At 65.3% G+C, this 20,983-nt stretch carries 34 protein-coding genes and 1 tRNA gene; 13 read left to right on the top strand and 22 right to left on the bottom strand.

What is annotated here, in order from left to right:
* Positions 1-69: 69 nt before the first annotated feature.
* From AC5P65_RS16435 to AC5P65_RS16450, 4 genes are all read right to left on the bottom strand, one after another.
* On the bottom strand, positions 70-1,491 hold the full coding sequence (locus AC5P65_RS16435; protein ID WP_021202001.1) for a M28 family peptidase: 1,422 nt from the start codon (positions 1,489-1,491) through the stop codon (positions 70-72).
* A 244-nt stretch (positions 1,492-1,735) separates the two neighbouring features.
* A complete protein-coding gene (gene mscL, locus AC5P65_RS16440) occupies positions 1,736-2,140 on the bottom strand; it encodes a large-conductance mechanosensitive channel protein MscL (RefSeq protein WP_019660191.1) in 405 nt (134 codons plus the stop codon).
* A gap of 54 nt (positions 2,141-2,194) precedes the next feature.
* Entirely contained in the window at positions 2,195-2,911 is a 717-nt protein-coding gene (locus AC5P65_RS16445) for a fumarylacetoacetate hydrolase family protein (RefSeq protein WP_019660190.1), read from the bottom strand.
* 75 nt (positions 2,912-2,986) lie between these two features.
* Positions 2,987-3,268 carry a hypothetical protein gene (locus AC5P65_RS16450; RefSeq protein ID WP_019660189.1) on the bottom strand — a complete coding sequence of 94 codons (282 nt, stop codon included), beginning with the start codon at positions 3,266-3,268 and terminating at the stop codon, positions 2,987-2,989.
* A 178-nt stretch (positions 3,269-3,446) separates the two neighbouring features.
* On the opposite strand from AC5P65_RS16450, the gene AC5P65_RS16455 reads away from it, so the two are divergent.
* Positions 3,447-3,782, top strand: coding sequence for a Rieske (2Fe-2S) protein (locus tag AC5P65_RS16455; protein WP_111098281.1), 336 nt, complete (start codon positions 3,447-3,449; stop codon positions 3,780-3,782).
* 163 nt (positions 3,783-3,945) lie between these two features.
* On the opposite strand, the gene AC5P65_RS16460 is transcribed toward AC5P65_RS16455, so the two are convergent.
* The 4 genes from AC5P65_RS16460 to thiS form a co-directional block, all read right to left on the bottom strand.
* Positions 3,946-5,793 (bottom strand): SLC13 family permease, encoded by a 1,848-nt coding sequence (locus tag AC5P65_RS16460; protein WP_019660187.1) that lies wholly within the window; start codon positions 5,791-5,793, stop codon positions 3,946-3,948.
* A gap of 27 nt (positions 5,794-5,820) precedes the next feature.
* Entirely contained in the window at positions 5,821-6,555 is a 735-nt protein-coding gene (gene trmB, locus AC5P65_RS16465) for a tRNA (guanosine(46)-N7)-methyltransferase TrmB (protein WP_019660186.1), read from the bottom strand.
* The gene (locus AC5P65_RS16470; RefSeq protein WP_019660185.1) at positions 6,555-7,349 is read right to left on the bottom strand and encodes a thiazole synthase; all 795 of its coding nucleotides are present in this window, start codon (positions 7,347-7,349) and stop codon (positions 6,555-6,557) included. The genes trmB and AC5P65_RS16470 overlap by 1 nt, the downstream gene beginning before the upstream one ends.
* A gap of 106 nt (positions 7,350-7,455) precedes the next feature.
* Entirely contained in the window at positions 7,456-7,656 is a 201-nt protein-coding gene (gene thiS / locus AC5P65_RS16475; protein ID WP_019660184.1) for a sulfur carrier protein ThiS, read from the bottom strand.
* 240 nt (positions 7,657-7,896) lie between these two features.
* Between thiS and AC5P65_RS16480 the strand changes: the two genes are divergently transcribed.
* Together AC5P65_RS16480 and AC5P65_RS16485 are read left to right on the top strand one after the other, a co-directional pair.
* Entirely contained in the window at positions 7,897-9,717 is a 1,821-nt protein-coding gene (locus AC5P65_RS16480; protein WP_180832925.1) for an autotransporter outer membrane beta-barrel domain-containing protein, read from the top strand.
* A gap of 115 nt (positions 9,718-9,832) precedes the next feature.
* Positions 9,833-9,906: transfer RNA gene (locus tag AC5P65_RS16485), tRNA-Gly, on the top strand.
* Between the two features lie 422 nt (positions 9,907-10,328).
* Here the strand turns inward: AC5P65_RS16485 and AC5P65_RS16490 are convergent.
* The 3 genes from AC5P65_RS16490 to AC5P65_RS16500 are packed head-to-tail and all read right to left on the bottom strand — an operon-like array spanning position 10,329 to position 11,863.
* Positions 10,329-11,369, bottom strand: coding sequence for a tyrosine-type recombinase/integrase (locus AC5P65_RS16490; protein WP_495215738.1), 1,041 nt, complete (start codon positions 11,367-11,369; stop codon positions 10,329-10,331).
* A 1-nt stretch (position 11,370) separates the two neighbouring features.
* Positions 11,371-11,568, bottom strand: coding sequence for a DUF4224 domain-containing protein (locus AC5P65_RS16495; protein ID WP_495215775.1), 198 nt, complete (start codon positions 11,566-11,568; stop codon positions 11,371-11,373).
* 1 nt (position 11,569) lies between these two features.
* A complete protein-coding gene (locus AC5P65_RS16500; RefSeq protein WP_495215739.1) occupies positions 11,570-11,863 on the bottom strand; it encodes a hypothetical protein in 294 nt (97 codons plus the stop codon).
* Between the two features lie 51 nt (positions 11,864-11,914).
* Between AC5P65_RS16500 and AC5P65_RS16505 the strand changes: the two genes are divergently transcribed.
* Positions 11,915-12,397, top strand: a complete 483-nt coding sequence (locus tag AC5P65_RS16505) for a hypothetical protein (RefSeq protein WP_495215740.1) — start codon at positions 11,915-11,917, stop codon at positions 12,395-12,397.
* A 35-nt stretch (positions 12,398-12,432) separates the two neighbouring features.
* Here the strand turns inward: AC5P65_RS16505 and AC5P65_RS16510 are convergent, their stop codons facing one another.
* Genes AC5P65_RS16510 through AC5P65_RS16520 form a run of 3 tightly spaced genes read right to left on the bottom strand, consistent with a single transcriptional unit; the run spans position 12,433 to position 13,465 of the window.
* Positions 12,433-12,645 (bottom strand): hypothetical protein, encoded by a 213-nt coding sequence (locus AC5P65_RS16510; protein WP_495215741.1) that lies wholly within the window; start codon positions 12,643-12,645, stop codon positions 12,433-12,435.
* On the bottom strand, positions 12,642-12,965 hold the full coding sequence (locus AC5P65_RS16515; protein ID WP_495215742.1) for a hypothetical protein: 324 nt from the start codon (positions 12,963-12,965) through the stop codon (positions 12,642-12,644). Before AC5P65_RS16515 ends, AC5P65_RS16510 begins: the two co-directional genes overlap by 4 nt.
* Positions 12,962-13,465: a hypothetical protein gene (locus AC5P65_RS16520; RefSeq protein ID WP_495215743.1), complete on the bottom strand. Its 504-nt coding sequence runs from the start codon at positions 13,463-13,465 to the stop codon at positions 12,962-12,964. The genes AC5P65_RS16515 and AC5P65_RS16520 overlap by 4 nt, the downstream gene beginning before the upstream one ends.
* Before the next feature lie 448 nt (positions 13,466-13,913).
* On the opposite strand from AC5P65_RS16520, the gene AC5P65_RS16525 reads away from it, so the two are divergent.
* Positions 13,914-14,126, top strand: a complete 213-nt coding sequence (locus AC5P65_RS16525; RefSeq protein ID WP_495215744.1) for a hypothetical protein — start codon at positions 13,914-13,916, stop codon at positions 14,124-14,126.
* A 92-nt stretch (positions 14,127-14,218) separates the two neighbouring features.
* On the opposite strand, the gene AC5P65_RS16530 is transcribed toward AC5P65_RS16525, so the two are convergent.
* The 7 genes from AC5P65_RS16530 to AC5P65_RS16560 all read right to left on the bottom strand — a co-directional run bounded on the left by AC5P65_RS16530 (position 14,219) and on the right by AC5P65_RS16560 (position 16,397).
* Positions 14,219-14,461: a hypothetical protein gene (locus tag AC5P65_RS16530; RefSeq protein WP_495215745.1), complete on the bottom strand. Its 243-nt coding sequence runs from the start codon at positions 14,459-14,461 to the stop codon at positions 14,219-14,221.
* On the bottom strand, positions 14,461-14,718 hold the full coding sequence (locus AC5P65_RS16535) for a hypothetical protein (protein WP_495215746.1): 258 nt from the start codon (positions 14,716-14,718) through the stop codon (positions 14,461-14,463). The genes AC5P65_RS16530 and AC5P65_RS16535 overlap by 1 nt, the downstream gene beginning before the upstream one ends.
* 68 nt (positions 14,719-14,786) lie before the next feature.
* A complete protein-coding gene (locus AC5P65_RS16540) occupies positions 14,787-15,122 on the bottom strand; it encodes a hypothetical protein (RefSeq protein WP_478434567.1) in 336 nt (111 codons plus the stop codon).
* The gene (locus AC5P65_RS16545) at positions 15,119-15,358 is read right to left on the bottom strand and encodes a hypothetical protein (protein WP_495215747.1); all 240 of its coding nucleotides are present in this window, start codon (positions 15,356-15,358) and stop codon (positions 15,119-15,121) included. Before AC5P65_RS16545 ends, AC5P65_RS16540 begins: the two co-directional genes overlap by 4 nt.
* Positions 15,355-15,570: a hypothetical protein gene (locus tag AC5P65_RS16550; RefSeq protein WP_495215748.1), complete on the bottom strand. Its 216-nt coding sequence runs from the start codon at positions 15,568-15,570 to the stop codon at positions 15,355-15,357. The genes AC5P65_RS16545 and AC5P65_RS16550 overlap by 4 nt, the downstream gene beginning before the upstream one ends.
* Positions 15,567-15,761 carry a hypothetical protein gene (locus AC5P65_RS16555; protein ID WP_180849097.1) on the bottom strand — a complete coding sequence of 65 codons (195 nt, stop codon included), beginning with the start codon at positions 15,759-15,761 and terminating at the stop codon, positions 15,567-15,569. The genes AC5P65_RS16550 and AC5P65_RS16555 overlap by 4 nt, the downstream gene beginning before the upstream one ends.
* Positions 15,762-15,926: 165 nt before the next feature.
* Entirely contained in the window at positions 15,927-16,397 is a 471-nt protein-coding gene (locus tag AC5P65_RS16560) for a hypothetical protein (protein WP_258391645.1), read from the bottom strand.
* A gap of 422 nt (positions 16,398-16,819) precedes the next feature.
* Here AC5P65_RS16560 and AC5P65_RS16565 point away from each other — a divergent pair, with 422 nt between their 5' ends.
* The gene (locus tag AC5P65_RS16565) at positions 16,820-17,281 is read left to right on the top strand and encodes a transcriptional regulator (RefSeq protein ID WP_111187850.1); all 462 of its coding nucleotides are present in this window, start codon (positions 16,820-16,822) and stop codon (positions 17,279-17,281) included.
* 1 nt (position 17,282) lies between these two features.
* Positions 17,283-17,450 carry a hypothetical protein gene (locus AC5P65_RS16570; RefSeq protein ID WP_180849099.1) on the top strand — a complete coding sequence of 56 codons (168 nt, stop codon included), beginning with the start codon at positions 17,283-17,285 and terminating at the stop codon, positions 17,448-17,450.
* Here AC5P65_RS16570 and AC5P65_RS16575 read toward each other — a convergent pair.
* Positions 17,428-17,646, bottom strand: coding sequence for a hypothetical protein (locus tag AC5P65_RS16575; RefSeq protein ID WP_111187851.1), 219 nt, complete (start codon positions 17,644-17,646; stop codon positions 17,428-17,430). The two genes, AC5P65_RS16570 and AC5P65_RS16575, sit on opposite strands and share 23 nt — an antisense overlap.
* A gap of 122 nt (positions 17,647-17,768) precedes the next feature.
* On the opposite strand from AC5P65_RS16575, the gene AC5P65_RS16580 reads away from it, so the two are divergent.
* From AC5P65_RS16580 to AC5P65_RS16605, 6 genes are all read left to right on the top strand, one after another.
* A complete protein-coding gene (locus AC5P65_RS16580; protein WP_111187852.1) occupies positions 17,769-18,350 on the top strand; it encodes a DUF8585 domain-containing protein in 582 nt (193 codons plus the stop codon).
* 309 nt (positions 18,351-18,659) lie between these two features.
* On the top strand, positions 18,660-19,553 hold the full coding sequence (locus AC5P65_RS16585) for a helix-turn-helix domain-containing protein (protein WP_346715302.1): 894 nt from the start codon (positions 18,660-18,662) through the stop codon (positions 19,551-19,553).
* Entirely contained in the window at positions 19,543-20,214 is a 672-nt protein-coding gene (locus AC5P65_RS16590) for a hypothetical protein (RefSeq protein WP_495215749.1), read from the top strand. The genes AC5P65_RS16585 and AC5P65_RS16590 overlap by 11 nt, the downstream gene beginning before the upstream one ends.
* Entirely contained in the window at positions 20,211-20,405 is a 195-nt protein-coding gene (locus AC5P65_RS16595) for a hypothetical protein (protein ID WP_495215750.1), read from the top strand. The genes AC5P65_RS16590 and AC5P65_RS16595 overlap by 4 nt, the downstream gene beginning before the upstream one ends.
* Complete coding sequence (locus AC5P65_RS16600) at positions 20,405-20,773, top strand: Ref family recombination enhancement nuclease (protein WP_188250615.1); 369 nt, start codon at positions 20,405-20,407, stop codon at positions 20,771-20,773. Before AC5P65_RS16595 ends, AC5P65_RS16600 begins: the two co-directional genes overlap by 1 nt.
* Entirely contained in the window at positions 20,770-20,973 is a 204-nt protein-coding gene (locus AC5P65_RS16605; RefSeq protein ID WP_495215751.1) for a hypothetical protein, read from the top strand. The genes AC5P65_RS16600 and AC5P65_RS16605 overlap by 4 nt, the downstream gene beginning before the upstream one ends.
* Positions 20,974-20,983 lie beyond the last annotated feature (10 nt).

Below are 20,983 nucleotides of genomic sequence, written 5' to 3' on the forward strand. Positions count from 1 at the left end.
GTGGGTGCGAACCTTGGTTCGCACCGCTCTTCCCGCCGCAAACGCCGGGCATGGCCCGGCGCTACCGCATCATTCGTTCGGCGGCGTGGTCGCCTTGGCCTCGCTGCCGAAGCTGCCATCGGCTTCCGCCGCCAGGTAGGCGAACACAGTGTAGGCGGCCACGTTCTGTGCCAGCGCCTTCGGGTCGATCTTATCCAGCGTGTCGTCGGCGGTGTGGTGCAGGTGGAAGTAGTCCGAGCCGTCCTGCGCCAGCCACGCCCACGCACCGCCCTTGGCGGCCAGCGGGCCGACGTCCGGGCCCGGGCCACCCTTGTCGGCCTGGTACTCGATGCCCAGCGGCTTCATTACTTCGGCAATCTGCTTCGTCGCTTCGCGCGAGCCGTCCGGATTCGGCGAACCGGTATTGAAGGCGTAGATGCGGCCCGCGCCGAAGTCGCTCTCGGCGGCCAGCTGGTGCAGGGCCACGTCCTTCGCGTGCGCTTCGGCATAGGCCTTGCCGCCATACAGGCCCTGTTCCTCGTTGGCGAAGGCGATCACGCGGATGGTGCGCTTCGGTGCCTGCTTGAGCTGGCCGATCAGGTGGCCTGCGGCCATGGTGATGCCCACGCCCGCGCCGTCATCCACCGCGCCGGTGCCCAGGTCCCACGAATCCAGATGCCCGCCAATCACCACTACTTCCTTCGGCAGGCTGCGGCCGGTGATCTCGCCGATCACGTTGTACGAGGTCGCCGTACCATCCCAGCCGCAGTCCAGCGCCACCTTCACCGTGGTGCTGCCACGGGCCAGCAGGCGGGCCAGCTGGTCGGCATCGGGCACCGACAGTGCCGCAGACGGCACCGGGGTCAGGCCGTCATCGAAACGGGTGATGCCGGTGTGCGGCACGCGGTGCGAGTCGGTGCCGGCCGAACGCATCAGGAAACCGACCGCGCCCTTGCGGATCGCCTCGGACGGACCCTTGCTGCGGATCGCGCCGCCGCGGCCGTAGTCGCGGCCATCGCGGAACGGCAGCATCTGGTAATCGACGAAGGCGATCTTGCCCTTGAGCGAACCGGCCGGCGCCGCCTGCAGTGCGGCCAGGTCGGCGAAGCGCACCACCTCGGCTTCAACGGTGCCGCCCGGGCTGCCGCCCAGTGCGGTGATCTGCAGCGGCTGCGGATTTTTGCCGGTCACGGCAGCGTGTTCACTGCGGCGCTCCCACTTCGGGAAGGTCACCGGTTCCTTCCACACCTTGTCGAAGCCCAGTGCCTTGAACTTGGCTTCGGCCCAGGCCACGGCGCGGGCGTCAGCCTCGCTGCCGGCGATGCGCGGGCCGATCTCGGTGGTGAGCGATTCGACCACCTTCCAGCCGGTGTCATCGGCCAAGGCCTGGTCGCGCAGCTGTGCGGCGGTGGCCAGCGACGCCGGGGGCAGGGTAGTGGTGTGCGGCGCCGCGAAGGCCGGGGCGGCCAGCAGGGCGAGGGAGGATGCGATGGCAAGAACGCGGCGACGCATGGACAACTCCGGGAAGGGACCTAAGCCTTGGAGCTTAACAGTCGTTCAGCCCGGCGCATGGGCGGGAGGTCATGGCTGGCGCGGATGCTGTTTCCCGCCAGATGCAGCAAAGCGAAAGCCCCGCCGGGGCGGGGCTTTCGCCTGCTTCTGTAGAGCCGAGCCAATGCTCGGCTGCCTTTTGCAGATCAGCCGAGCGTGGGCTCGGCTCTACAGGTGGGGGGGGCGCCCATAGGCGCCCGATACCTCATTTCTTCAGGCTGTCGCGGATCTCGCGCAGCAGCACCACTTCCTCGGCCGGTGCGGCCGGTGCAGCTTCCTTCTTGCGAGACAGGCGGTTGATCGCCTTGACCACGATGAAGATCGCGAAGGCCACGATCACGAACTGGATCAGGGTGTTGATGAAATCACCGTAGCCGATCACCACCGCCGGAATCTCCTTGCCGTCCGGGCCGATGCGGGCCGGCGACAGCGTCCACGCCAGCTGCGAGAAGTCCACCTTGCCGATCAGCAGGCCCAGCGGCGGCATGATGATCTTCTCGACCAGCGCCGTCACGATCTTGCCGAAGGCCGCGCCGATCACCACGCCGACAGCGAGGTCGATGACGTTGCCGCGCATGGCGAATTCCTTGAACTCGGTGAGCATTCCCATTGTTGTTTTTCTCCGGTGGGGAAGTGGACAGCGCGCAGGGTAGCGCAGGTGACGTCAGCCGGCGATCACGCCGTGGCGCTCGGCCACGTTTTCCAGGCGGGCACTGAAGCGGTCGCCGGGCTTCAGCGCAGCCACCCCGGACGGGGTGCCCATGAACACCAGGTCACCGGCACGCAGCTGCCACAGCTTGGACAGCTCATGCAGGATCTCCGGCACGTTCCAGATCATCTGGTCGAGCAGTGCCTGCTGGCGCACCTCGCCGTTGACCTCCAGCGACAGGTTCAGCGCAGCCAGGTCGCCGACTTCTTCGGCGTGCACGATTTCGCTGATCGGCGCGGAGGCATCGAACCCCTTCGCGGCATCCCAAGGATGGCCCTTGTCCTTGGCTGCGGCCTGCAGATCGCGGCGGGTCAGGTCCAGGCCGACGGCGTAGCCGTAGACCAGCGCATCGGCGTCGGCGACGGCCAGCTCGCCGGCGGGCGCATCGCGACCGATCGCCACCACCAGTTCCACTTCGTGGTGCAGGTTGGCGGTTGCTGGCGGATAGGGGATGGCATCGTCGTGGCCGACCACGATGGCGTCGGCCGGCTTGCTGAAGAACATCGGGCGGCCGCGGTCATCGGCCGCCGGCACCGCCGCGCCCATTTCGCGGGCGTGGTCGGCGAAGTTGCGGCCGACGCAGTAGATACGGTGCACGGGGAAGCTGCCGCCACCGGCTACCGGTACACGCGGCAGGGCTACGGCAGGGATCACATCGGAGACATCGGACATGCGGGCATCCAGGAAGGGCGTGCCCGCAGTCTAGAACGCATGGCGCCCGCCGTCAGCGGGCGCGGAAGGCCTGGATCAGCGCGAGGCCGGCAACACCGGCTTGCGCACCACGCGGTACTCGCCCTCGACCACGGTCGGGTCCACCGGACGCGCGGCGCCCGGCTTGCGCGAGGCCAGCAGCTTCCATGCCAGGCCAACCAGGATCATCGCGGCACCGACGAACACACCGATGAACACCATCGCGGCCAGGATCGCCAGGCCGAGCAGGCCCACGGCAACGCGCACCAACGGATGGCGCGGCTTGCGCGGCGCGAACAGGGTGCGGAACTGGTTGAAGGCGGATGCGCGGTTGAACATGGCGGCTCGATAGGCTGGGATCAGCGAAGACAGAGTATCGGGACGCGCCACTGTCATTGAGTGAAAAACTCGTTAAATATAGCCTGTGCTTATTACGGATCAATGACTTGTGTTCATGTCGCAGCCAGTCACCTGAGCAGGCATGCGACAATTCCGGTTTACCGTCCGAGCTTTCGCCATGACTATCGCTGCTGCCCTGATCGCCCTTGATGCCATTGCCGATGGCGCGTTTGCCGAGGTCGAAGCGGTGATCGATGGCGATGCCGAATCGCTGGTGCTGTACCGCGACGGCGCGCAGGTGCGCGCATTCCTGAACATCTGCCCGCACGCCGGCCGTCGCCTGGACTGGGCCCCGGGCCAGTTCCTGAAGAGCCGCGAAGGCCATCTGGTCTGCGCCGCGCATGGCGCCTCGTTCACGCTGGACAGCGGCGACTGCATTGCCGGCCCGTGCAAGGGCGACCGCCTGCGTGCGGTGCCGGTCGATATCCGCGATGGGCAGGTCTATCTGGCCTGAGGCCGGAAGCAGTCGAGCACGGCTCGATTCTACAAAGGCTCCACGCATGGCGTGGACCCACCCCGCCATCCCACGGAATGCCAGCCGTTGACGTTGACGTTGACGTTGACGTTGACGTTGATTCTGCGGGTGCAGGGCGCAGCCCTGCCAACAAACCCAACCCTCAGAACATCAGGTTGATCATCAACACCACCACGCAGGTGTAGATCAGCGACAACGGTCCGCCGACCCGCCACATCTCGCGCGGGGTGTAATTGGCCGGGCCGGTGATCATCGAAATCACCGGGTTGGAGGCCGTCATCAGGTTGTTGGACGCCGACAGCGCCACGATCAGCGCGAACGCGGTCGGGTTGCCGCCCGCCGCCAGTGCCAGGTTCACCGCGATCGGTACCATCACGATGGTCGCGCCCACATGGCTGATCACCAGCGAGAACGCCGTGGTCAGCAGTGCCAGCGCCACCTCCAGCACCCACACCGGAATGCCGGTCGGCAGCTTGTCGATGGTATGGCCGGCCACCCACGCGGCCGCACCGCTGGAGTCCATCGCCCAGCCGAGCGGAATCAGCCCGGCCATCATGAACACCGTCTTCCAGTTGATCGAGGCATACGCCTCGTCCATGCGCAGCACGCCGGTCAGCAGCATGCCGGCCACGCCGGTCATCAGCGTCAGCGCGACCGGCAGCTTGCTGGTCAGCGCGATCAGGATGGTCAGCGCGAAGATCGCCATCGCAATCTTGAACTTGTGCGGGCGCTGCTCGCCGGTCGGATAGTCGGTCACCACCACGAAGTCGCGGCTCTTGGCCGCCTGTGCCAGGTCGGTCCAGATGCTGTGGAAGACCAGCATGTCGCCTGCACGCAACTGCACGTCGCGCACGTCCTCGCGGATCACCTGCTTGTCGCGGTTGATCGCCAGCAGGCTGATGCCACGCTCCTTGCGCAGGCGCAGGTCGGCCGCGCTCTTGCCGATCACGTTCGAGGTCGGCGGTACCACCGCCTCGGAAATACCGGCGCGGCTCGGGTTGAACAGGTCACCCAGGTGCTTCAGGCGCGAAGACATGCGCAGGAACTGGTTCTGCGCGAAATCGTTGATCTGCTGGCGCGGGCCCATCGCACCGAGCACGCTGCCTACCCAGATGCGCATCTCCGCCGGCGGCGCCAGGCGGGTGTCATTACCGGTTTTCAGGGCCAGCAGCAGCGGGGCGTCGTGCAGGTTCTCGGCCTCGCCCAGGGTCATGCCCACCAGCGGACTTTCCGCGCTGACCACCAGCTCGAACACATCGCCTTCGATGCCATAGGTCTTGGCGAAGTAGCTCTCGGTGCGTGCTGGGGTGACCCCGTCGTTGACCAAGGTTTCTTCCTCGATCAGCTTGCGGTCGCCGTAGTAGCGGAAGTACAGCAGCGATGCGATCAGCAGTGCCACGCCAATCGGCAGCGGCGCGAACATGCGCAGCGGCTCGATGGTGGCCAGGCCGGAAGGCAGGTTGTTGTTGGCCGAGGCCAGCAGATCGTTCAGCAGGATCAGCGGCGAATTGCCGACCATGGTCAGCGCACCGCCCATCACGATCGCCGCCGAGATCGGCAGCAGCAGGCGCTGCATCGTCAGCCCGGTGCGCGCTGCCAGTCGCGAGGCGACCGGCAGATACAAGGCCATCACCGACGGGTTCTGCATGAAGGACGAGTTCAGGCCGGCGATGGCGGTGGTCATCATCAGCAGCCGCTGTTCGACGCCGTGGCCGCGCCGCAGCAGCCATGCGGCCAGCCGGTTCAGCGCCCCGGTGCGGTCCAGGCCCGCACCGAGGATGGTGGTGGCGATGATGCTCATCACCGCGTTACCGGAGAAACCGCCGAAGATCTCCTCCGGCGCGATCAGGCCGGTGACACCGAGTACCACCAGCACCACCAGCGCGACCACGTCGGCGCGGATGCGCTCGAACAGGAACATCGCCATCGTGAAGCCGACCAGCCCGAGCACGAGCTTCATGTCGTTGGTCAGCGTCAGCGCGGTATCCATGTGGGGCGCGGCGTCCTCAGGCGATCATCAGGTGCGGTCGTACAGCAGGTCCCAGACGCCGTGGCCGAGTTTCTGGCCGCGGGTCTCGAAGTGGGTCTGCGGGCGCCAGTCCGGACGCGGCACGCTGCCACGCGGGCCGGCGCGGTTGACCAGGCCGGCAGTCGCGTCAAGCACGTCCCACATCTGCTCGGCGTAGTCTTCCCAGTCGGTGGCGCAGTGCAGGCGGCCACCCGGGCGCAGCTTGCGCACCAGCAGCTCGGCAAATGCCGGCTGCAGCAGGCGGCGCTTGTTGTGGCGCTTCTTGTGCCAGGGGTCCGGGAAGTAGATGCGCACTTCATCGAGCGCGCCATCGGCGATCTCGTTCTGCAGCACTTCCACCGCGTCATGGTGGTACAGGCGCACGTGGTCGGCATTGTCCTCAGCCAGCGCGTTCAGCAACCGGCCCACGCCGGGGGCGTGCACTTCGATGCCGATGTAGTCGCGCGACGGATCGTGCTGGGCGGCGAAGCGCAGCGCGGCACCGTTGCCGAAGCCGATTTCCAGCACCTTGTGTGCCGGGCGGCCGAAGGTGGCATCCAGGTCACGCGGCTGGCCGGTGTAGTCGAGGCCGAAGCGCGGCCAGCGTTCGTCGAACGCGCGCTGCTGGGCGGGGGTGAAACGTCCCTGGCGCAACACGAAGCTGCGCACCTCGCGGCGGCCCTCGCTTACGGTGAAGGGCTTGGGTGGGGCCTTGGAGCCGGCGCTGTCAAAAGGATTGGTCATCAGCCGATCAGCCCGTCCACCGGAGAGGATGCGCTGGCGTAGCGCTTGCGCGGGATGCGCCCGGCCAGGAAAGCCTCGCGGCCGGCCTCGACTGCCTTGCGCATGGCAGTGGCCATCAGCACCGGGTTGCGCGCACCGGCAATGGCGGTGTTCATCAACACGCCGTCGCAGCCCAGTTCCATCGCGATCGCCGCATCCGACGCGGTGCCCACGCCGGCATCAACAATGATCGGCACCTTGGCGTCTTCGATGATCTGCAGCAGGTTGTACTTGTTCTGGATGCCCAGGCCCGAACCGATCGGCGCGGCCAGCGGCATCACTGCGGCGCAGCCGATCTCTTCCAGGCGCTTGGCCAGGATCGGGTCGTCGGAGGTGTAGACCATCACCTCGAAGCCGTCCTTGACCAGCTGCTCGGCGGCCTTGAGGGTCTGCACCACGTCCGGGTACAGGGTCTTCTGGTCGCCCAGCACTTCCAGCTTGGTCAGGTTGTGGCCGTCCAGCAGCTCACGGGCCAGGCGGCAGGTACGCACCGCGTCTTCGGCGGTGTAGCAGCCAGCGGTGTTGGGCAGGATGGTGAAGCGCTCCGGTGGCAGCACGTCCAGCAGGTTCGGCTCGCCCGGGTTCTGCCCGATGTTGGTGCGGCGGATGGCCACGGTGACGATCTGGGCGCCAGCAGCCTCGGTGGCCAGGCGGGTTTCTTCCAGGTCCTTGAACTTGCCGGTGCCGGTGAGCAGCCGCGAGCCATAGGTCTTGCCGGCGATCACCAGCGAATCGGGGGAGACATGAACGTTCATGGCGCGATTATCGCCTATCCGCCTGAAGATGGGATCACGCAATGGCGTGCCGGCCGTGGATCGGCATGGGTAGTGCCGGCCGCTGGCCGGCAAACCCGGACAGGCCTCAGCCCCCACCCAGCGCGTGCACGATCTCGACAATGTCGCCTTCAGCCAGGACATGCTCGCGATGGCGGCTGCGGCTGACGATCTCGCCGTTGACCTCCACTGCCACCCGGCGCTGCAGCAGCTGCTCGGCCTCGAGCAGGTCGTGAAGGGTCGCCGAGGCGGGCAGGGTGCGGGGTTCGCCGTTGAGCTGGATGTTCATTCGTGCATTGTCGCTTATAGCCCTTCGTGATCGGAACGTTTGCAATTTGATCGGGGCGCCAGCTCCAGCACAGCAGGCTTCGGCGTGCTCAGGCGACAATCCATGCGGCGGCGCAGCGTGAGCAAACGGCGGCCCGGTGAAACCATTGACCGTGCGCCGGCGTACGTGTGCCGGATTCCAACCTATTTACCCCACAGGAGTTCCTAGATGCAGCTCAGCAAACACCCGATCCGCTCCCTGATGGCGGCTGCGATCGCACTCGCCGCGCTGCCGGCCATGGCAGGCGAAAGTCCGTATTCCAAGGCCGTGTTCTTCGGCGACAGCCTCACCGACGCCGGCTATTTCCGGCCGCTGCTCGATCCGGGCGTGCAGCCGGTCACCGGCCAGTTCACCACCAACCCGGGTTGGGTGTGGGCACAGCAGGTCGCCAACTACTACGGCCTCAACGGGGGTGCCAACGGCAACGGCCAGAGTGGCGACAACTACGCCGTGGGCGGTGCCCGGGTATCGGTGGACGAGGCCGGTGGCCTGGGCGTGATTCCGTCGCTGAAGTCGCAAGCAACCCGCTACCTTGCCGCGAACGGTGGCAAGGCTGACGGCAACGCCCTGTACACCGTATGGGGAGGCGCCAATGATCTGTTTGCGGCCACCCGTGCGGCGGCAGGTGGCGCGTCGCAGGCCCAGGTGCAGGGCATCATCGGCGCAGCGGTCACCGACCAGATCGCGCTGGTAGGTGCGCTGAAGCAGGCTGGTGCCCAGTACGTGCTGGTACCGAACCTGCCGGATGTGGGCATCACCCCGCAGTTCCGCGGCCCCAATGCCGCCGCCGCCACCGCATTGTCGGCCGGCTACAACAAGGCGCTGTACGGTGGCCTGAAGCAGGCAGGCATCGAGTTCATTCCGCTCGATACCTTCAGCATCCTGCGCGAAGTGACTGCCAATCCGGGCATGTACGGCTTCACCAACGTCACCAGCACCGCCTGCAGGATCGATCCGAACAACTCCACCGCCAGCATCATCGGCTGCAACCCGACCAGTTACGTCAGCCCGGATGCAGCCAACACCTACCTGTTCGCCGACGGCGTGCATCCGACCACCGCCGGCCATCAGCTGCTGGGCCAGTATGCTGTCTCGGTGCTGGAAGGCCCGCGTCTGCAGCAGGTGCTGAGCCACTCGGCCCAGACCATCGGCCGTTCGCGTGCCGACCAGGTCAGCATGCACCTGGGTGGTCGCCCGGCCGATGGCCTGTCCTGGTGGGGCGGCGTGCGCGGTGACCTGCAGCGTTATGACCATGCCGACCTGTACGACGGCCTGGCGCCCGCCGGCCTGTTCGGTATCGACTGGGCACGCGACGGCATGGTGTTCGGCGGCTTCGCCGGCTTCGGCCGCCTCAACGCAGACTTCGGCAACAGCCGTGGCGACTTCACCCAGAAGGACACCACTGCCGGTCTGTTCGCCGGCTGGTATGGTGACCGCATCTGGATCAATGGCCAGGTCAGCTACACCTGGCTGTCCTATGACGTGAACCGCAAGGTCCAGCTGGGCCCGGCCACTCGTGAGCACGGCGGTTCGCCGGACGGCAGCAACCTGACCGCCGCGCTGAACGCCGGCTACGAGTTCGGCACCGAAGGCGGTTTCCGCCACGGCCCGATTGCTTCGGTGATCTGGCAGAAGGTGAAGATCGATGGCTACACTGAAAGCGCTGCGGCCGGCACCCTGGCCACCGCACTGGGCTACGATCGCCAGAACGTCGATTCGACCGTCGGCCGCATCGGCTGGCAGGCCCGCTTCGATGGCGGCACCGTCAAGCCGTACGCGCAGGTGACCTACGACCACGAGTTCGAAGACACCAAGCAGGCCAGCGCATGGCTGCAGACCCTGCCGGAACTGGGCAGCTATCGTGTGCCGGGCCTGAACTTCGACAAGAACTACGCCACCGTGGTGCTGGGTGCCCGTACCGAGCTGTTCGGCCTGCAGAGCAACTTCGGCCTGAGCGCTTCGGCCGGGCAGAAGCGTGGCCAGGACGCGACGCTGTTCGCCAACTTCAGCGGCAGCTTCTAAGCAGAAACCAGGCGGGGCCGGACCCCTTTCGGGAACGAAAGGGCGCCGGCCCCGCTCTGATGCGGGGGCACCATTGCGCAACACCGGCCCCAGCGCATAGACTTTCCACCGCAACGCGGGCGTAGCTCAATGGTAGAGCTGTAGCTTCCCAAGCTACTGACGTGGGTTCGATTCCCATCGCCCGCTCCATGTCTCCCAATGGTTTGCGGATACCCGTGCGCTCCGCAATACTCGTTCCGCTCCGCAATCATGTGAGCTATCGGGGTCTGTCGCCCTCGAGGAGGGCGATGGTTCGGATCACGTCCTCTGCCCGCGCGATGGTCAAGCGCCATTGCGTGACTGGTACGTGTCCAGGCTTGTGCGGCTGCACGGGACCAGTGCGATTTGCATGCCATTGGTGATCGATCCCGGCTTCGCGCAGCCTTTCTTCGAAGGCCTGTCGTTTCGACCCAGGAATGATGAACGTTCGCAGCCCGAGCAGAGAGGTGTCGGCGTCTTGAGTCATTGAGGCGCTCCATTCGAATGTGGTCAAGACTACACTTGGTGAATAGCCATAAGTGCCTGTAACGACAGCGTTATATTCATCCGGCCGTCATTCTGAAATCCCGATGTCAGCGGGTCGGGGTCGCCTTCGAACCTCTCTTCTTCCGCACGTAGATCTCGGTTGTGGTGACCGACGAATGCCCCAACTGGGCCTGCGCTTCGCGAATGTCCTTTGCCGAATCGGCCTTGTCCGTGCCCGCCTTGGCGCGGAGATCTCGGAACTGGAACTCCCCCTTTGCAATACCGGCGGCCTCTCTGGCCTTGTCGAATCTGTAGCGCAACGCTGCCCGGCCTAGGGCAAGACCGTCGTCGTCCACGATCAGCCGCGTGCTGTAGACCTTCTCTCGCCCGTTCGGGCACTTCTCCCCCTTACGTTTCGCAATGCGCTCGAGCAGCGCAGCAAGCTCTCCCGTGATCTCCATGGTGACCCGATTGCTGGTCTTCGACTGCTGGATGATGAGGCCGCGCGCTGTAACTTGGCGCACGTCCATCGACCACACATCGCCTACGCGCTGTCCGGTCAGATAGGCAAGGTCCATGGCGTCGCGCAGGGCTGCATCGGCATGTGCGTAGACAGCCCGGAACGCATCATCGTCCACGTACACATCGCGCCCGGCTTCCTTGTTGCGCCGAATACCCTCGCAGGGGTTGGGGAGGTCGGTAATGCCCTTGCCGCGCGCCCAGTTCCAGATATGCGAGAACAGCGACACCTCGCGGTTCGCGATCACCTTCGCCTTTCGCCAATCAAGGTATTGGCGGATGTTGATCGGCCGGATGGCTTCAAACGGCGCTGGCGGCGCGTCGAAGTAGCTCAGCAGCGCGGTGATGCACCGGTTGTTGAGGCGCTGCGTGGTGACAGCCTTGGTAGGAACCACCTCGGCTCGGTAGCGGTCGGCGACGTGCCGGAAGGTCACGACGGCGGCGGCCGGGATCGTGCTCGCGTGCTCGATCTCGGCCCAACGCTTGATGGCCACGCCGTAGTCGCTGCCGAGGGGTGTTTCGCGCCTCGGCTTGCCACCATGGTCGTAGTAGTAGTGGGTCACGCCCGATTTCTGCTTGCGTGGCCTGAACCGGGGGATTGCCCCCGGCTTGCTAGGTTTCCGTCCCATTTCAAGCGACCTTGCTGGAAGTCCATATCGGCGGCGCCTTTGGTGCCTGCGCCGTTCCTTCAACGCTAGAGCGCAGCACCACCGGCCAGTCGTGTGCGTCCAGGTAGTGCTTGATTCCGTTCTTGCGGAGAAATGCCGCCTGGCGCGCGCGCTGTGGCGTGCGGCAAAGGCCCGCGATTTCGTCCCGCGAGAGGTACATATCAGAGAGCACTGGCCACCTGCCCTCCGCCTGCCATTACCAAGCGCATCTGGATGACGTTTTCGGCTACCGCAGGCTGCGTTGATGCGCGGAAGCTGCGGGTCGGGCGGTTGAGCCGGCGCCATGCGGCAATGGCCGCGTCGGGGTCGGCATGCTTGCTGGTCGACCTGCAGGCGCACTCGACCAGGTGGCCACCGCCGGCGGACGCGCAGCGCTTGTCGTGGATGTGGCGCGCACGGTGGCCGGCGGCGCAGTTCGGCAACCCTTCCGGGTGGCTGATATGTTCCTGGGTCATGTGTCACCTCCGTTGGAAACGTGGGAAATGGCTGGCGCTACACTGGGGTGCATGAGTCAATATTCGAACTCGACGCATGCGGAGTTGTGGCTCCGCGCCAAGGCTGAGGCGGGCGCTCTTCGACAGAGCGCTGACGTTCAGGACTTGGTATTGGCCAAGAGGCCGACGACGCATTGGCAGCGGCAGCAGATCCGAGTCGCCATGGCTCCGGGCGCTGACCGGTCGCTGGCCGACCTGTTGGACGCACTGGCCAGGCAGGTTCACCACGGTGAGCACCTGGAGGGCGACGCCGCGCAACAGCTTCTGGAGCCGGGCGCGACGCTGCTGACTGTGTTCGGCCCTCGGCTCGCGAATGGGCAGAGGAATGCTCGCCACCAGGTCGTTCTGGAAGCGGCAAACCTGGTGCTTCGGACGCGAGCGAAGGAATGGCTCAATGCGGGAAAGCCCGGAGAGACCCGGCATGATCGAGCTATTGCCAGCAATCGCGGCCTGGCGGCCGTGCTGGGCGAGCTTGAGGCGGAGCGGAAGCGCTAGAGCGGCCTTGTTCTTCTGGACCATGTTGTCCTCCTTCAGTTACTGGCCAGCGCAACGCGCAGCTGCGGCCAGGCTGCTTTGTAATCGGCGATGAAATCGGCAGGGAAGCTGGACCGCCAGCCGCATCGGCAGCGGAACTGCTCGCCGTCCCAGGTGGTGCGGGGTATGCCTGCGGTGCAGCGAACTTCGCCGCAGTACGGCGTGTATCCCTGACGCGTCAGCAGGTTGTTGCGGACGATGCTAGTCATGCGAACAGGTCCAGTTGGGCCGGCAGTGCCGGCGGTGGCGCGATGGAAGTGCATGCATAGGTGGCCCCAGCTCCAACCAACCCGACTTCCTTCATTCGCACCAGAAGCCGCGCCGCGTAGTTCTCGTTGTTCCTGATGAACCATGAGAGCTGGGCGGCCCCGAATCTGTCCCCGGCGTGGCCACGCAGTAGCAGTGCATCCCGCTCTTTGCGCAGTTCCCGGATGTGGTGGAGCGTTTGGGAGTACGCACCTGGCAGGCGCCGGCGGTCGTACTCATCCTCATCAGGGTCAGGCACGTGCGTTGTGTCCTGGGCAATCATCGGAACATCTCCAGTTGCTGCGGCACGGTCGGACGACGAATGGCGTAGAGACTAAGATCTCGCTCGTTGAGCAGGTCCTGGGCGATATGGAAGTGGTAGCCGCGGCCATTCATGTCGGTTATGCAAACCATCGGGAAGTAGCAGACCGCGATGGCTCCGGAGCAGAACAGGTAGTAGCCGCGACCACACGGCGCGCAGCCGGCCTCGGTGCTGCTCACCAGCATGTCGCGCGTCCATCCGGCGGCCATGCGGACGGCTACTGCGTTCGACGCGATCTCCCATGCTTGGTCTCGGGCCATGATCCGCGACGACGCCATGCCCATGGTTCGCAACGCAGCATCCATGTCGCCGGTAGCAAGCGCCTGAAGCGCCTGCCCTCGGGCCTCCCACAGGCGAGCATCATGGGAGGTGATCGAGTCGAGCTCGACCCCGGACATGCTGGCCAGCTGCAGGCCGACCTCGCGGTGGTCGATTGCAGCGGTGAACAGCTGGTCAGCCATGGGCGATCTCCCGCAACCGCACTCGCGTGGCAGAATGCTGTCCTGCCCACAAGGGGATCAGGGAATGAGCATGTTGGATGGCGTGAGCCAGTGCTGGGTGTTGAGTGAGACTTGCGTAGTCAACTGGAATGCTTGGGCCGCCTTGGGCACAGTGGCTGCCGTATTCTCTGCAGTCTTTGCGCCATCCATCCAGCGTCGGTTTGTCAGGAAGAGGGCTAACGCTCTTTTCTTCTTTGCGCACTTGGGTCCAGTCGTGGAGACGATGACTTTTCTCCAGGATCTGAATGGAGTTCACCCAGCCGGTAGCGATTCGGCATTTGAACCGGCCTTCTTGGACGCTTTGCGTGCTTCGAAAGAGGAGCGAGAGCAGTATCGAGATAGAGTCGCGTTTGGAGTCGCGCCTCTCGCAGAGTGCACAGTTGACGCAGCGAGATGGCCTGGAATCGACATGAAAAATGCTGCATTGCTGGCTGTTGCAATTGACGCCTGCAGAGCGGTTCGTGCGGGAACAAAGAAGCTGGTTGACTACAGCGACGATAATGACTTTGAAATGCGAGTTTCCGGAGTGCGCGCGGGACTCACCGTCGCGCTTCGCGCATTGGCCAAAGTGGACCACGAGTGCACGATGGCAATGCGGCGCCTTTTCAAGGAGCATGTTTGAGTTACGGTTCTGCATGCTTCAAATCCGTGGAGAGTTTCCCGGTGAGCGGACGTCTTGCTGGGTCCGAGCTTGATTGGCCGTGCGGTAGTTGCTCAATGTGCGTCGTCGGCTCGCAGCGGTGCGCGCTTTCGTTGTGCTGCGCGCTGCCGCATCTCGTCGCGAAATGCGGGCCAGTTGCGCCGCAGGTCGCGCACGCCGCACCAGGTGAAGAAGACAACGCCGGCACCAAAGGGCGGGAGGAGCGAACCGGCATTGGTGTAAATGGCGCGCGCGAGCAGTGCCAGCAGCAGGCTTACCACGAGCGCGCAGTAGAAGGGCAGGGCCAGGTGGCGCATCACTCGGCCCCGCACAGGAAGCCCGGGCTGGCTGCTTCCAGCCACTCGCGCATGGTGGTCATGACGCCTGTCGGCCGCTCGTCCTCGTCGGTCTCCGGCACCGGCATATCCAGATCCTGCTCCGATGCCTGATAGGGGTAGCCGTCTGCGGGCGCTTCGCCGCAATCGGCTTCGTACAGTTCGGCGGCGTGCTCGACGGATTCGGCAGCGTAGATGGTCGGCATGTCGTCGACGTAGAAGGCTTTCAGCTGGGTCATGGGGATTGCTCCTGGCGGGGTGATGGGCGGGATGCCGACGGCCATGGCGGCGGAGAAGTCGTGGTCTGTCACGGCTGGCCGCCTACAACGCGAACGCTCGGCTTGCCGGCGACTTCGACGGACGGGTAGAACACGCGGTACTTCCCGGTTTTCAGGTTCTTCGTGCGCACATTGATCGAAGCCCAGGGCCTTCCGTTGACGCCCATGTGCAGGTGGACAGTGGTGCTAACGATCAGCGCCTCCCGTTCGACCGGTGGGTGGCCATAGCGCTGCGAGCGAACGATGCAGCGCGCACCCGGCGGGTATGCGTCCCATCCGGCGTCAAACGCGTCCATGGCCGCGCCTTCCAGCACCGAGAGATGAGTATCCAGAGCCGGGTGATCGTCGCGATACTGACGGCTCATGCAGCACCGCCTTTGGCGCTCGCCAGTTCGGCACGCAGCTCGGCGATGCGGCGACGGTCGTTCGCGGCGTCCCCTTGGTAGCCGGCGGCGACGCGCGCAGATGCGGCACGGTTCGGATTGCGAGGATCGTTTGCCCTGCGCTCGAAGTACCGACCCCGGCGGCTGGCGCCGCGCTCCATCACGAGGCACCAAGCGAGGTCGTTCCGCAGGCGCTGCACATCGACAGGGGCGCTCATGCAGCGCCTGCCTGTGCGCGCGCTGCGCGGCGAGCAGCGGCGACGGCGCCTGCTGCGCTCTTGCCCTGCCGCAGGACGGCATTGGCGGCGATGCTGGCGGAGATGACGACCTGGTTGGGGAGGAGGCCCCAGCGGCGCCCGGCGCGGGCGACGATGCCGGCGGCTGCAGCGGCGCGCTGGGCGTTTGAGTGGTTGGCGAGGGCGGCGCTCATGCGGCGGCGCCTTGCTGCGCGGCGCGCAGCTGGTTGGCTGCAGCCTGTAGCTGTTGAGCGAGCTGTTCGGCTTCGCTGGCATCCATCTGGACGCTTACGTTTCCGAATTGGGCCTTCACCCGGCCCAGCGGGAGCAGTGCGAAGGCGGCTGGGGTGAGGTCCTTGAAGACGCCAAGAGCGAGCGTGGCCATGCGTGATCTCCTGCGCCGGGCCCCGGGATGGGGCGGTGTTGGGCGGCAGGGCAACAATAGCGACGCTATCTACATGCGTCAACAGCAATGCTATCTACACTTCGATCTTATAATTAACCGGTTCAGGTTTTGCCGGAGCGAGCGGCTGGCGACTCGCCCCAGTCGTTACCCGTATCGGCTCCGTAGCAGGCCGGCATCCTCAAACGAAACGCCATCGCGGATGCAATCTTGAGCGCGCTCCAAGTCCTTGTGGAGCTGGATGAGATCTTCGTCAGGGAGCTGTTCGATACCCGCGAGTCCGAAGCAGGCTTGATCGACAATAACCTGCATTTGCCCGCCCCAGCGGCGCACCAAGTGGCGAATCATCCTGCAGTGGGACTCGCGCACCATCACATCCATTCTGGTCTGTGCTTCCGCCAGCATTTGCGCGGCGCTGAGTTTGTCAGGCCGTGCGGCGCTTCCTACCGCTGCCAGCTTCGGCTTTACCCCCAGCTTTCGCTGGGCGCGCAAAGCGATCAGTTCCGCCAGCTTGTCCATCTCCCGATCCAGATCCATCAACAGCTCCCCCTTCCTTTCGCATTTCAGCAGCAAGCGCAACTCGGATTGCTTGGGCGAAAAGGTCTGGAGCCTGCTCAACGTCGAATTTCTCGCCGATGGCCAGACCCAGTGCTTTCCGTGCAATGCCGATCGCGTTGAGAACGATAGCTTCGTTCAGTCGCGATGGTTGCGACACCTGAAAGTGCTCACGAAGTCGTGCGTACTCGGCGCTGACCAAATGAGGTTCGGAGCCTATGACAGCCGCTAGGAGTTCGGCCTTGTCCCAAGGGACCGGGCGATGGCCGCTCGCGAACTGAGAGATGAAGCCGGGGCTCACGTCCAGGCGCTCAGCCACAGCAGCTTGCGTATGACCTGACGCGGCGAGCGCGCCAGTGATTGCAAGCCCTTCGGGAGTTTTGGGATTGGCTGGCCTAGGCATATAGCAATGCTATTTGACTAGGTTCAGAGTCGCGATCAGCAGTGCTATTTACATGGTTAGATAGCACTGCTATGTTTGAGGCATGACGACGCCAATCCTCAAGGCAATTGAAGTGCTCGGCGGACAAGCCGCCATGGCCCGAACCCTCAGCGTGCATCCGGCGCTCGTGTCCCAATGGGCTACGGGCCGTCGGCCAGTGGCTGCAAGGCACATTCTGGCTATCGAAGCTGCGGCCGGAGTATCGCGGCATGTGCTTCGGCCGGATGTGTTTGGTGAAGGCGAGGCCGCCGAGGAGCGCCAAGTAACCGGCAGTGGTGCCACCAAACGCGCGCTCCGCGCAAAGCTCGGCCTGAGCACCGACAAGCAGCTGGCAAAGGTGCTGCAGCTGCCTGTGGAAGAAGTGAGCGCCTGGGAGGACGAGGACATGGTCCCGGCCTTGCCCCAGGTACTTCAACTGCTTGGGCACTCCGAGCAGCAGGAGCCGGCCAAGCCGGCAAACGACGACCCCGATGCAGACCGCATCGGTCCTATTGAGGTGGCTTGAAATGCGCGCGCTGAAGACCTGGATTCGCAGGCAGCTGCTGCCGGAGTTGCCAGAGCTGCTGGAGCTGCTGGAGTTGAAGAGGCGGCTGGCGCTGGAACGTGCGCTGCGCGCGCAAGTTGGCAGCGCCGAAGCCGCCAACGCCAAGGCTAACCCACCAAGCTCCGAATGAATGCCTTGTCCTGCTTCAGCTCGCTCACCGCGATCCGGAAGGCCGCCGGTCTGGTCAGAACCTTGTGAGTCTCCCCGTTTAGGTGAACCTCCTCGATATCGGCCTCGCTCTCTGCCCGTTCGATGTTGAGCCTGATTTCCCCCACTCGATTCCGGATCAACAGCGTCCTGATGTCTTCCAGTAGTTCGATTTCCATGTCGCCCTCCTTGCGGGCTGTGTTGTTGGCACATCCAGCGTAGCGCAAGGAGGGCGACGCCCGTCGTCCGTGAGTTGTTGATCTCCATAGCGCCCATCGTGCGCCACCCCTGAGAGCCTGTCATGAAGCCCAAGCCCCATTTCCTGCCCAAGCGCCAGACGGTGATCTACGGATTCACCGAGCAGATGCTGCGCGACACCGGCTCCAACCGCCGCAGTTTTGCGATGGCGGTGGCCGATACCTACCTGTCGCTGCTAGGCGAGGACGACCGTGAGGTTCCGTTCCGCATCACGCTCGGCGGCGATGGTGACGCGGACAAGAAGCACAACGGCCAGATCCTCGGCCGCTACCTCGACGGCGTGGTGAAGACTCTGCCGGCCGACCTGGAGGACGCGTGGGTGCTGAGCCTGCCGGAGCCGTACCGCAGCAGTTGTGAGCGTGAGCTTGCCCGGCGGCGCGGGATCCTGCCGATCCGCATGGATGCCATAGAAACGGTAGCCGATACGACCGGCGTTGGCCAGCTGATGAAGGATTTCGGTGACTTGTGCGCCGCAATCAGCCCTGCGGTTGCCGACGGTGTGATTGATGAAAAGGACCGTCCCCACGGGCACAAGATCATCAACGAGTGCGATGACATGGTCATCAGCGCGTTGACCTTCCGCAAGGCCGTCATCCGCGCCATGGGACTGGAGACGGCCCGATGAACCATCCCGCTCGCTCCACTGATCCCAGCACCAGCCATGAAGCTGCGAGCCGTTTGGTGGTCAGTGGCAAACAGCGTGCCCAACAGGCAACGACCGAGGCAGCGGTAAGGCGCTACCCGGGCCAGAGCAGCCTGCACCTTGCGACCCTTACTGGGCTAGACCGACACATGATCGCCCGTCGCCTGCCTGAGTTGGAGAAACAGGGCCGCGTGTGGAGAGGCCCGAAGGCGCCTTGCGCCAGCGGCGACGGTAGCGCTTGCACCTGGTGGCCGGTCGCTCCGGGCGAGAACCTGGACCTGGGGCTCTGACATGTCGACCATCATCATGTCGCAGTGCTGGCCGCTTCAGGGCCTGAGCGTCACGCAGAAGGCTGTGCTGATCTCCCTGGCTGATCAGGCCAACGACGACGGCGTTTGCTGGCCGGCGGTGGGCACCATCGCTGCGCGGTGCTGCATGTCGGCGCGCGCTGTGCGCACGGCAATGGATCATCTGGAGGCCGTTGGCCTGCTCACCCGTGACCGCCGTTTCAACAGCAGCACGGTTTACAAGGTAACCCCCGCCAACTTCGACAAGGCCGCCGCGCCGTCGAAGGCTGGCCGCAAGTCTGGAAAAGCAGGTACTGCACCGGGCGCAGGGGCTGCGCCCCATGCAGGGGGTGCGCCCGCTGCAGGAGGGGATGCGCCCCGTGCAGGGGGGGATGCACCGGGCGCAGGTCTAGGGGTGCGCCCCGTGCCGCCTAACCGTCATATAACCCTCAATGAACCGTCAGGAGAACCGTCATTTCCGGCGGGCCTGCCGGCCGCGCCGCTGGCGGTGGTTTCCGAAACCGACCTGCAGGCCGCGTGCCGTGCTACCTGGGCCGCCTACGCCAGCGCCTACCGTGACCGCCACGGTGTGCCACCGGTGCGCAACGCCAAGGTGAACAGCAACGTCCGGCAGATCGTGCAGCGGCTCGGCCACGGCGAGGCTCCGCTGGTCGCAGCATGGTTCCTGACCGTCAACGAGCGCTACGTGGTGCAGAACATGCACGACCTGGGCGCGCTGCTGGCGAAGTGCGAGGCATACCGCACGCAGTGGGCCACCGGCCGCCAAATGACGCAGGCCAGCGCCCAGCAGCAGGACCAGACGCAGGCCAACGCCTCGGCCGCTGACGACGCCAAGGCGCTGCTGCGCCGCATGAAGGAAAACGCCAATGCTCAGTGATGCCGATCAAGACAGGCTCGTCGAAATGCTGGTGGCCACGGCTGAGGTGATGGGCGAGCAGATCCGCCCGGCCGCTGCGGCCTACATGGTCGCCGACCTGGCGACCTATCCGCTGCCGGTGCTGGCCAACGCGCTGACCGCCTGCCGCCGAGAGGTGAAAGGCAAGCTCAGTCTGGCCGCGATCATGGAGCGCATCGACGACGGACACCCGGCCCCGAACGAAGCATGGGCCGTGGCCATCCGCGCCGCTGACGAGGCGGTGACGCTGGTGTGGAGCGAGCAGACCCGTGATGCGTGGACGGCGGCGCTGCCGCTGGTGGAGGCTGGAGACAAGATTGCAGGCCGGGCTGCATTCCTGGAGGTCTATACCCGGTTGGTGAAGGAGGCGCGCGCTGCAGGCTGCTGCGCCGTCTACCAGCCGTCGTTGGGCCACGATGCTGGTGCCCGCGACGCCGCGCTTCAGCAGGCCGTCAACGCCGGACGGTTGGTCCATGAACAGGTCGCTGAGTACCTGTCGCTGCCGTCGGCCACGCCTGCGTTCAACCCGCTGGCACTGCTGGCGGGCCGAGTGGAGGCGAGCCCGGAAGCAAATGAACGCACCCGGAAGCGGCTGGCCGAGATCGCCGAGTTGTTCGGCTCGGCTCAGGACGCTGCGGCATGAGCCAGGACCACGTCGAACTGGAAGTGCGCCCGGTGTCCGAACCGGTGGCGGTGGCCGGCTGGTATCTGGCCTATGGGTACGGGATCAAGCCGCTGGTGCTGTACACCACCCGTGGCACGCGCGTGTGGCGCGATGGCATGCGCCAGATCCCGATTACCCGCTATGCCGGCCCGATCCCGGAGCTGCGCTGATGTGGTCGAACGCACCCCCGCCGACGAGAGCCGAGGCAGCGCGTATCGAATTGGCGAAAACCGGCCCATGTATGGCCTGCCTGGCACTGCAGATGCAGGACCTGCTGGAGCCGGAGCTGGTGGTCTACGGCTGCGACTACAACCACGCCAAGAGCGGGAACCTGCGGCGCGGTCACATGTTTGGCTACGCGCTCTGCAAGTGGCACCACATGCGGCATCCGATGGAGGGGAACACCTTCGCGACGATGCGCCAGATCTACGGCCCGAGCCTGATGGATGGCTCGAGGACCTTCCACGAGACGTACGGCTCCGACGACGAGCTGATTGCAAACCAGACCTACATCAACGAACTGAGGGCGGCAGCATGAAGAAGACGAAAGCAATGGCGCCGAGGATCAACTCCCAGCGTGCGCCACGCGAGCGGCGGATGGACCACAACACGGTGTCACGGCCCACGCGGGTCAAGGGTCATGTGGTCGCCGATGGCCCGACCGAGACAGTGGAACAGTTCGAGGCACGCGGCGGGCAGGTGCAGCGCCTGGCGGCCAGCTGGGACCGTGCGGCGTGACAGGTGCCGC

The sequence above is a fragment of the Stenotrophomonas sp. YJH_SMC_48-3 genome (genome assembly GCF_059369375.1).

Bases quoted from the DNA above. Each gene is read 5' to 3' on its own strand.
- AC5P65_RS16435 (WP_021202001.1), bottom strand. From the start codon at position 1,491: ATGCGTCGCCGCGTTCTTGCCATCGCATCCTCCCTCGCCCTGCTGGCC.
- thiS (WP_019660184.1), bottom strand. From the start codon at position 7,656: ATGAACATCCAGCTCAACGGCGAACCCCGCACCCTGCCCGCCTCGGCG.
- AC5P65_RS16550 (WP_495215748.1), bottom strand. From the start codon at position 15,570: ATGAGCGCCGCCCTCGCCAACCACTCAAACGCCCAGCGCGCCGCTGCA.
- AC5P65_RS16595 (WP_495215750.1), top strand. From the start codon at position 20,211: ATGAGCCAGGACCACGTCGAACTGGAAGTGCGCCCGGTGTCCGAACCG.
- AC5P65_RS16545 (WP_495215747.1), bottom strand. From the start codon at position 15,358: ATGAGCGCCCCTGTCGATGTGCAGCGCCTGCGGAACGACCTCGCTTGG.
- mscL (WP_019660191.1), bottom strand. From the start codon at position 2,140: ATGGGAATGCTCACCGAGTTCAAGGAATTCGCCATGCGCGGCAACGTC.
- AC5P65_RS16570 (WP_180849099.1), top strand. From the start codon at position 17,283: ATGCGCGCGCTGAAGACCTGGATTCGCAGGCAGCTGCTGCCGGAGTTG.
- AC5P65_RS16590 (WP_495215749.1), top strand. From the start codon at position 19,543: ATGCTCAGTGATGCCGATCAAGACAGGCTCGTCGAAATGCTGGTGGCC.
- AC5P65_RS16500 (WP_495215739.1), bottom strand. From the start codon at position 11,863: ATGACCCAGGAACATATCAGCCACCCGGAAGGGTTGCCGAACTGCGCC.
- AC5P65_RS16510 (WP_495215741.1), bottom strand. From the start codon at position 12,645: ATGACTAGCATCGTCCGCAACAACCTGCTGACGCGTCAGGGATACACG.
- AC5P65_RS16450 (WP_019660189.1), bottom strand. From the start codon at position 3,268: ATGTTCAACCGCGCATCCGCCTTCAACCAGTTCCGCACCCTGTTCGCG.
- AC5P65_RS16580 (WP_111187852.1), top strand. From the start codon at position 17,769: ATGAAGCCCAAGCCCCATTTCCTGCCCAAGCGCCAGACGGTGATCTAC.
- AC5P65_RS16460 (WP_019660187.1), bottom strand. From the start codon at position 5,793: ATGGATACCGCGCTGACGCTGACCAACGACATGAAGCTCGTGCTCGGG.
- AC5P65_RS16585 (WP_346715302.1), top strand. From the start codon at position 18,660: ATGTCGACCATCATCATGTCGCAGTGCTGGCCGCTTCAGGGCCTGAGC.
- AC5P65_RS16600 (WP_188250615.1), top strand. From the start codon at position 20,405: ATGTGGTCGAACGCACCCCCGCCGACGAGAGCCGAGGCAGCGCGTATC.
- AC5P65_RS16530 (WP_495215745.1), bottom strand. From the start codon at position 14,461: ATGCGCCACCTGGCCCTGCCCTTCTACTGCGCGCTCGTGGTAAGCCTG.
- AC5P65_RS16540 (WP_478434567.1), bottom strand. From the start codon at position 15,122: ATGAGCCGTCAGTATCGCGACGATCACCCGGCTCTGGATACTCATCTC.
- AC5P65_RS16505 (WP_495215740.1), top strand. From the start codon at position 11,915: ATGAGTCAATATTCGAACTCGACGCATGCGGAGTTGTGGCTCCGCGCC.
- AC5P65_RS16480 (WP_180832925.1), top strand. From the start codon at position 7,897: ATGGCGGCTGCGATCGCACTCGCCGCGCTGCCGGCCATGGCAGGCGAA.
- trmB (WP_019660186.1), bottom strand. From the start codon at position 6,555: ATGACCAATCCTTTTGACAGCGCCGGCTCCAAGGCCCCACCCAAGCCC.
- AC5P65_RS16490 (WP_495215738.1), bottom strand. From the start codon at position 11,369: ATGGGACGGAAACCTAGCAAGCCGGGGGCAATCCCCCGGTTCAGGCCA.
- AC5P65_RS16495 (WP_495215775.1), bottom strand. From the start codon at position 11,568: ATGTACCTCTCGCGGGACGAAATCGCGGGCCTTTGCCGCACGCCACAG.
- AC5P65_RS16520 (WP_495215743.1), bottom strand. From the start codon at position 13,465: ATGGCTGACCAGCTGTTCACCGCTGCAATCGACCACCGCGAGGTCGGC.
- AC5P65_RS16455 (WP_111098281.1), top strand. From the start codon at position 3,447: ATGACTATCGCTGCTGCCCTGATCGCCCTTGATGCCATTGCCGATGGC.
- AC5P65_RS16575 (WP_111187851.1), bottom strand. From the start codon at position 17,646: ATGGAAATCGAACTACTGGAAGACATCAGGACGCTGTTGATCCGGAAT.
- AC5P65_RS16445 (WP_019660190.1), bottom strand. From the start codon at position 2,911: ATGTCCGATGTCTCCGATGTGATCCCTGCCGTAGCCCTGCCGCGTGTA.
- AC5P65_RS16525 (WP_495215744.1), top strand. From the start codon at position 13,914: ATGAAAAATGCTGCATTGCTGGCTGTTGCAATTGACGCCTGCAGAGCG.
- AC5P65_RS16605 (WP_495215751.1), top strand. From the start codon at position 20,770: ATGAAGAAGACGAAAGCAATGGCGCCGAGGATCAACTCCCAGCGTGCG.
- AC5P65_RS16515 (WP_495215742.1), bottom strand. From the start codon at position 12,965: ATGATTGCCCAGGACACAACGCACGTGCCTGACCCTGATGAGGATGAG.
- AC5P65_RS16555 (WP_180849097.1), bottom strand. From the start codon at position 15,761: ATGGCCACGCTCGCTCTTGGCGTCTTCAAGGACCTCACCCCAGCCGCC.
- AC5P65_RS16565 (WP_111187850.1), top strand. From the start codon at position 16,820: ATGACGACGCCAATCCTCAAGGCAATTGAAGTGCTCGGCGGACAAGCC.
- AC5P65_RS16470 (WP_019660185.1), bottom strand. From the start codon at position 7,349: ATGAACGTTCATGTCTCCCCCGATTCGCTGGTGATCGCCGGCAAGACC.
- AC5P65_RS16535 (WP_495215746.1), bottom strand. From the start codon at position 14,718: ATGACCCAGCTGAAAGCCTTCTACGTCGACGACATGCCGACCATCTAC.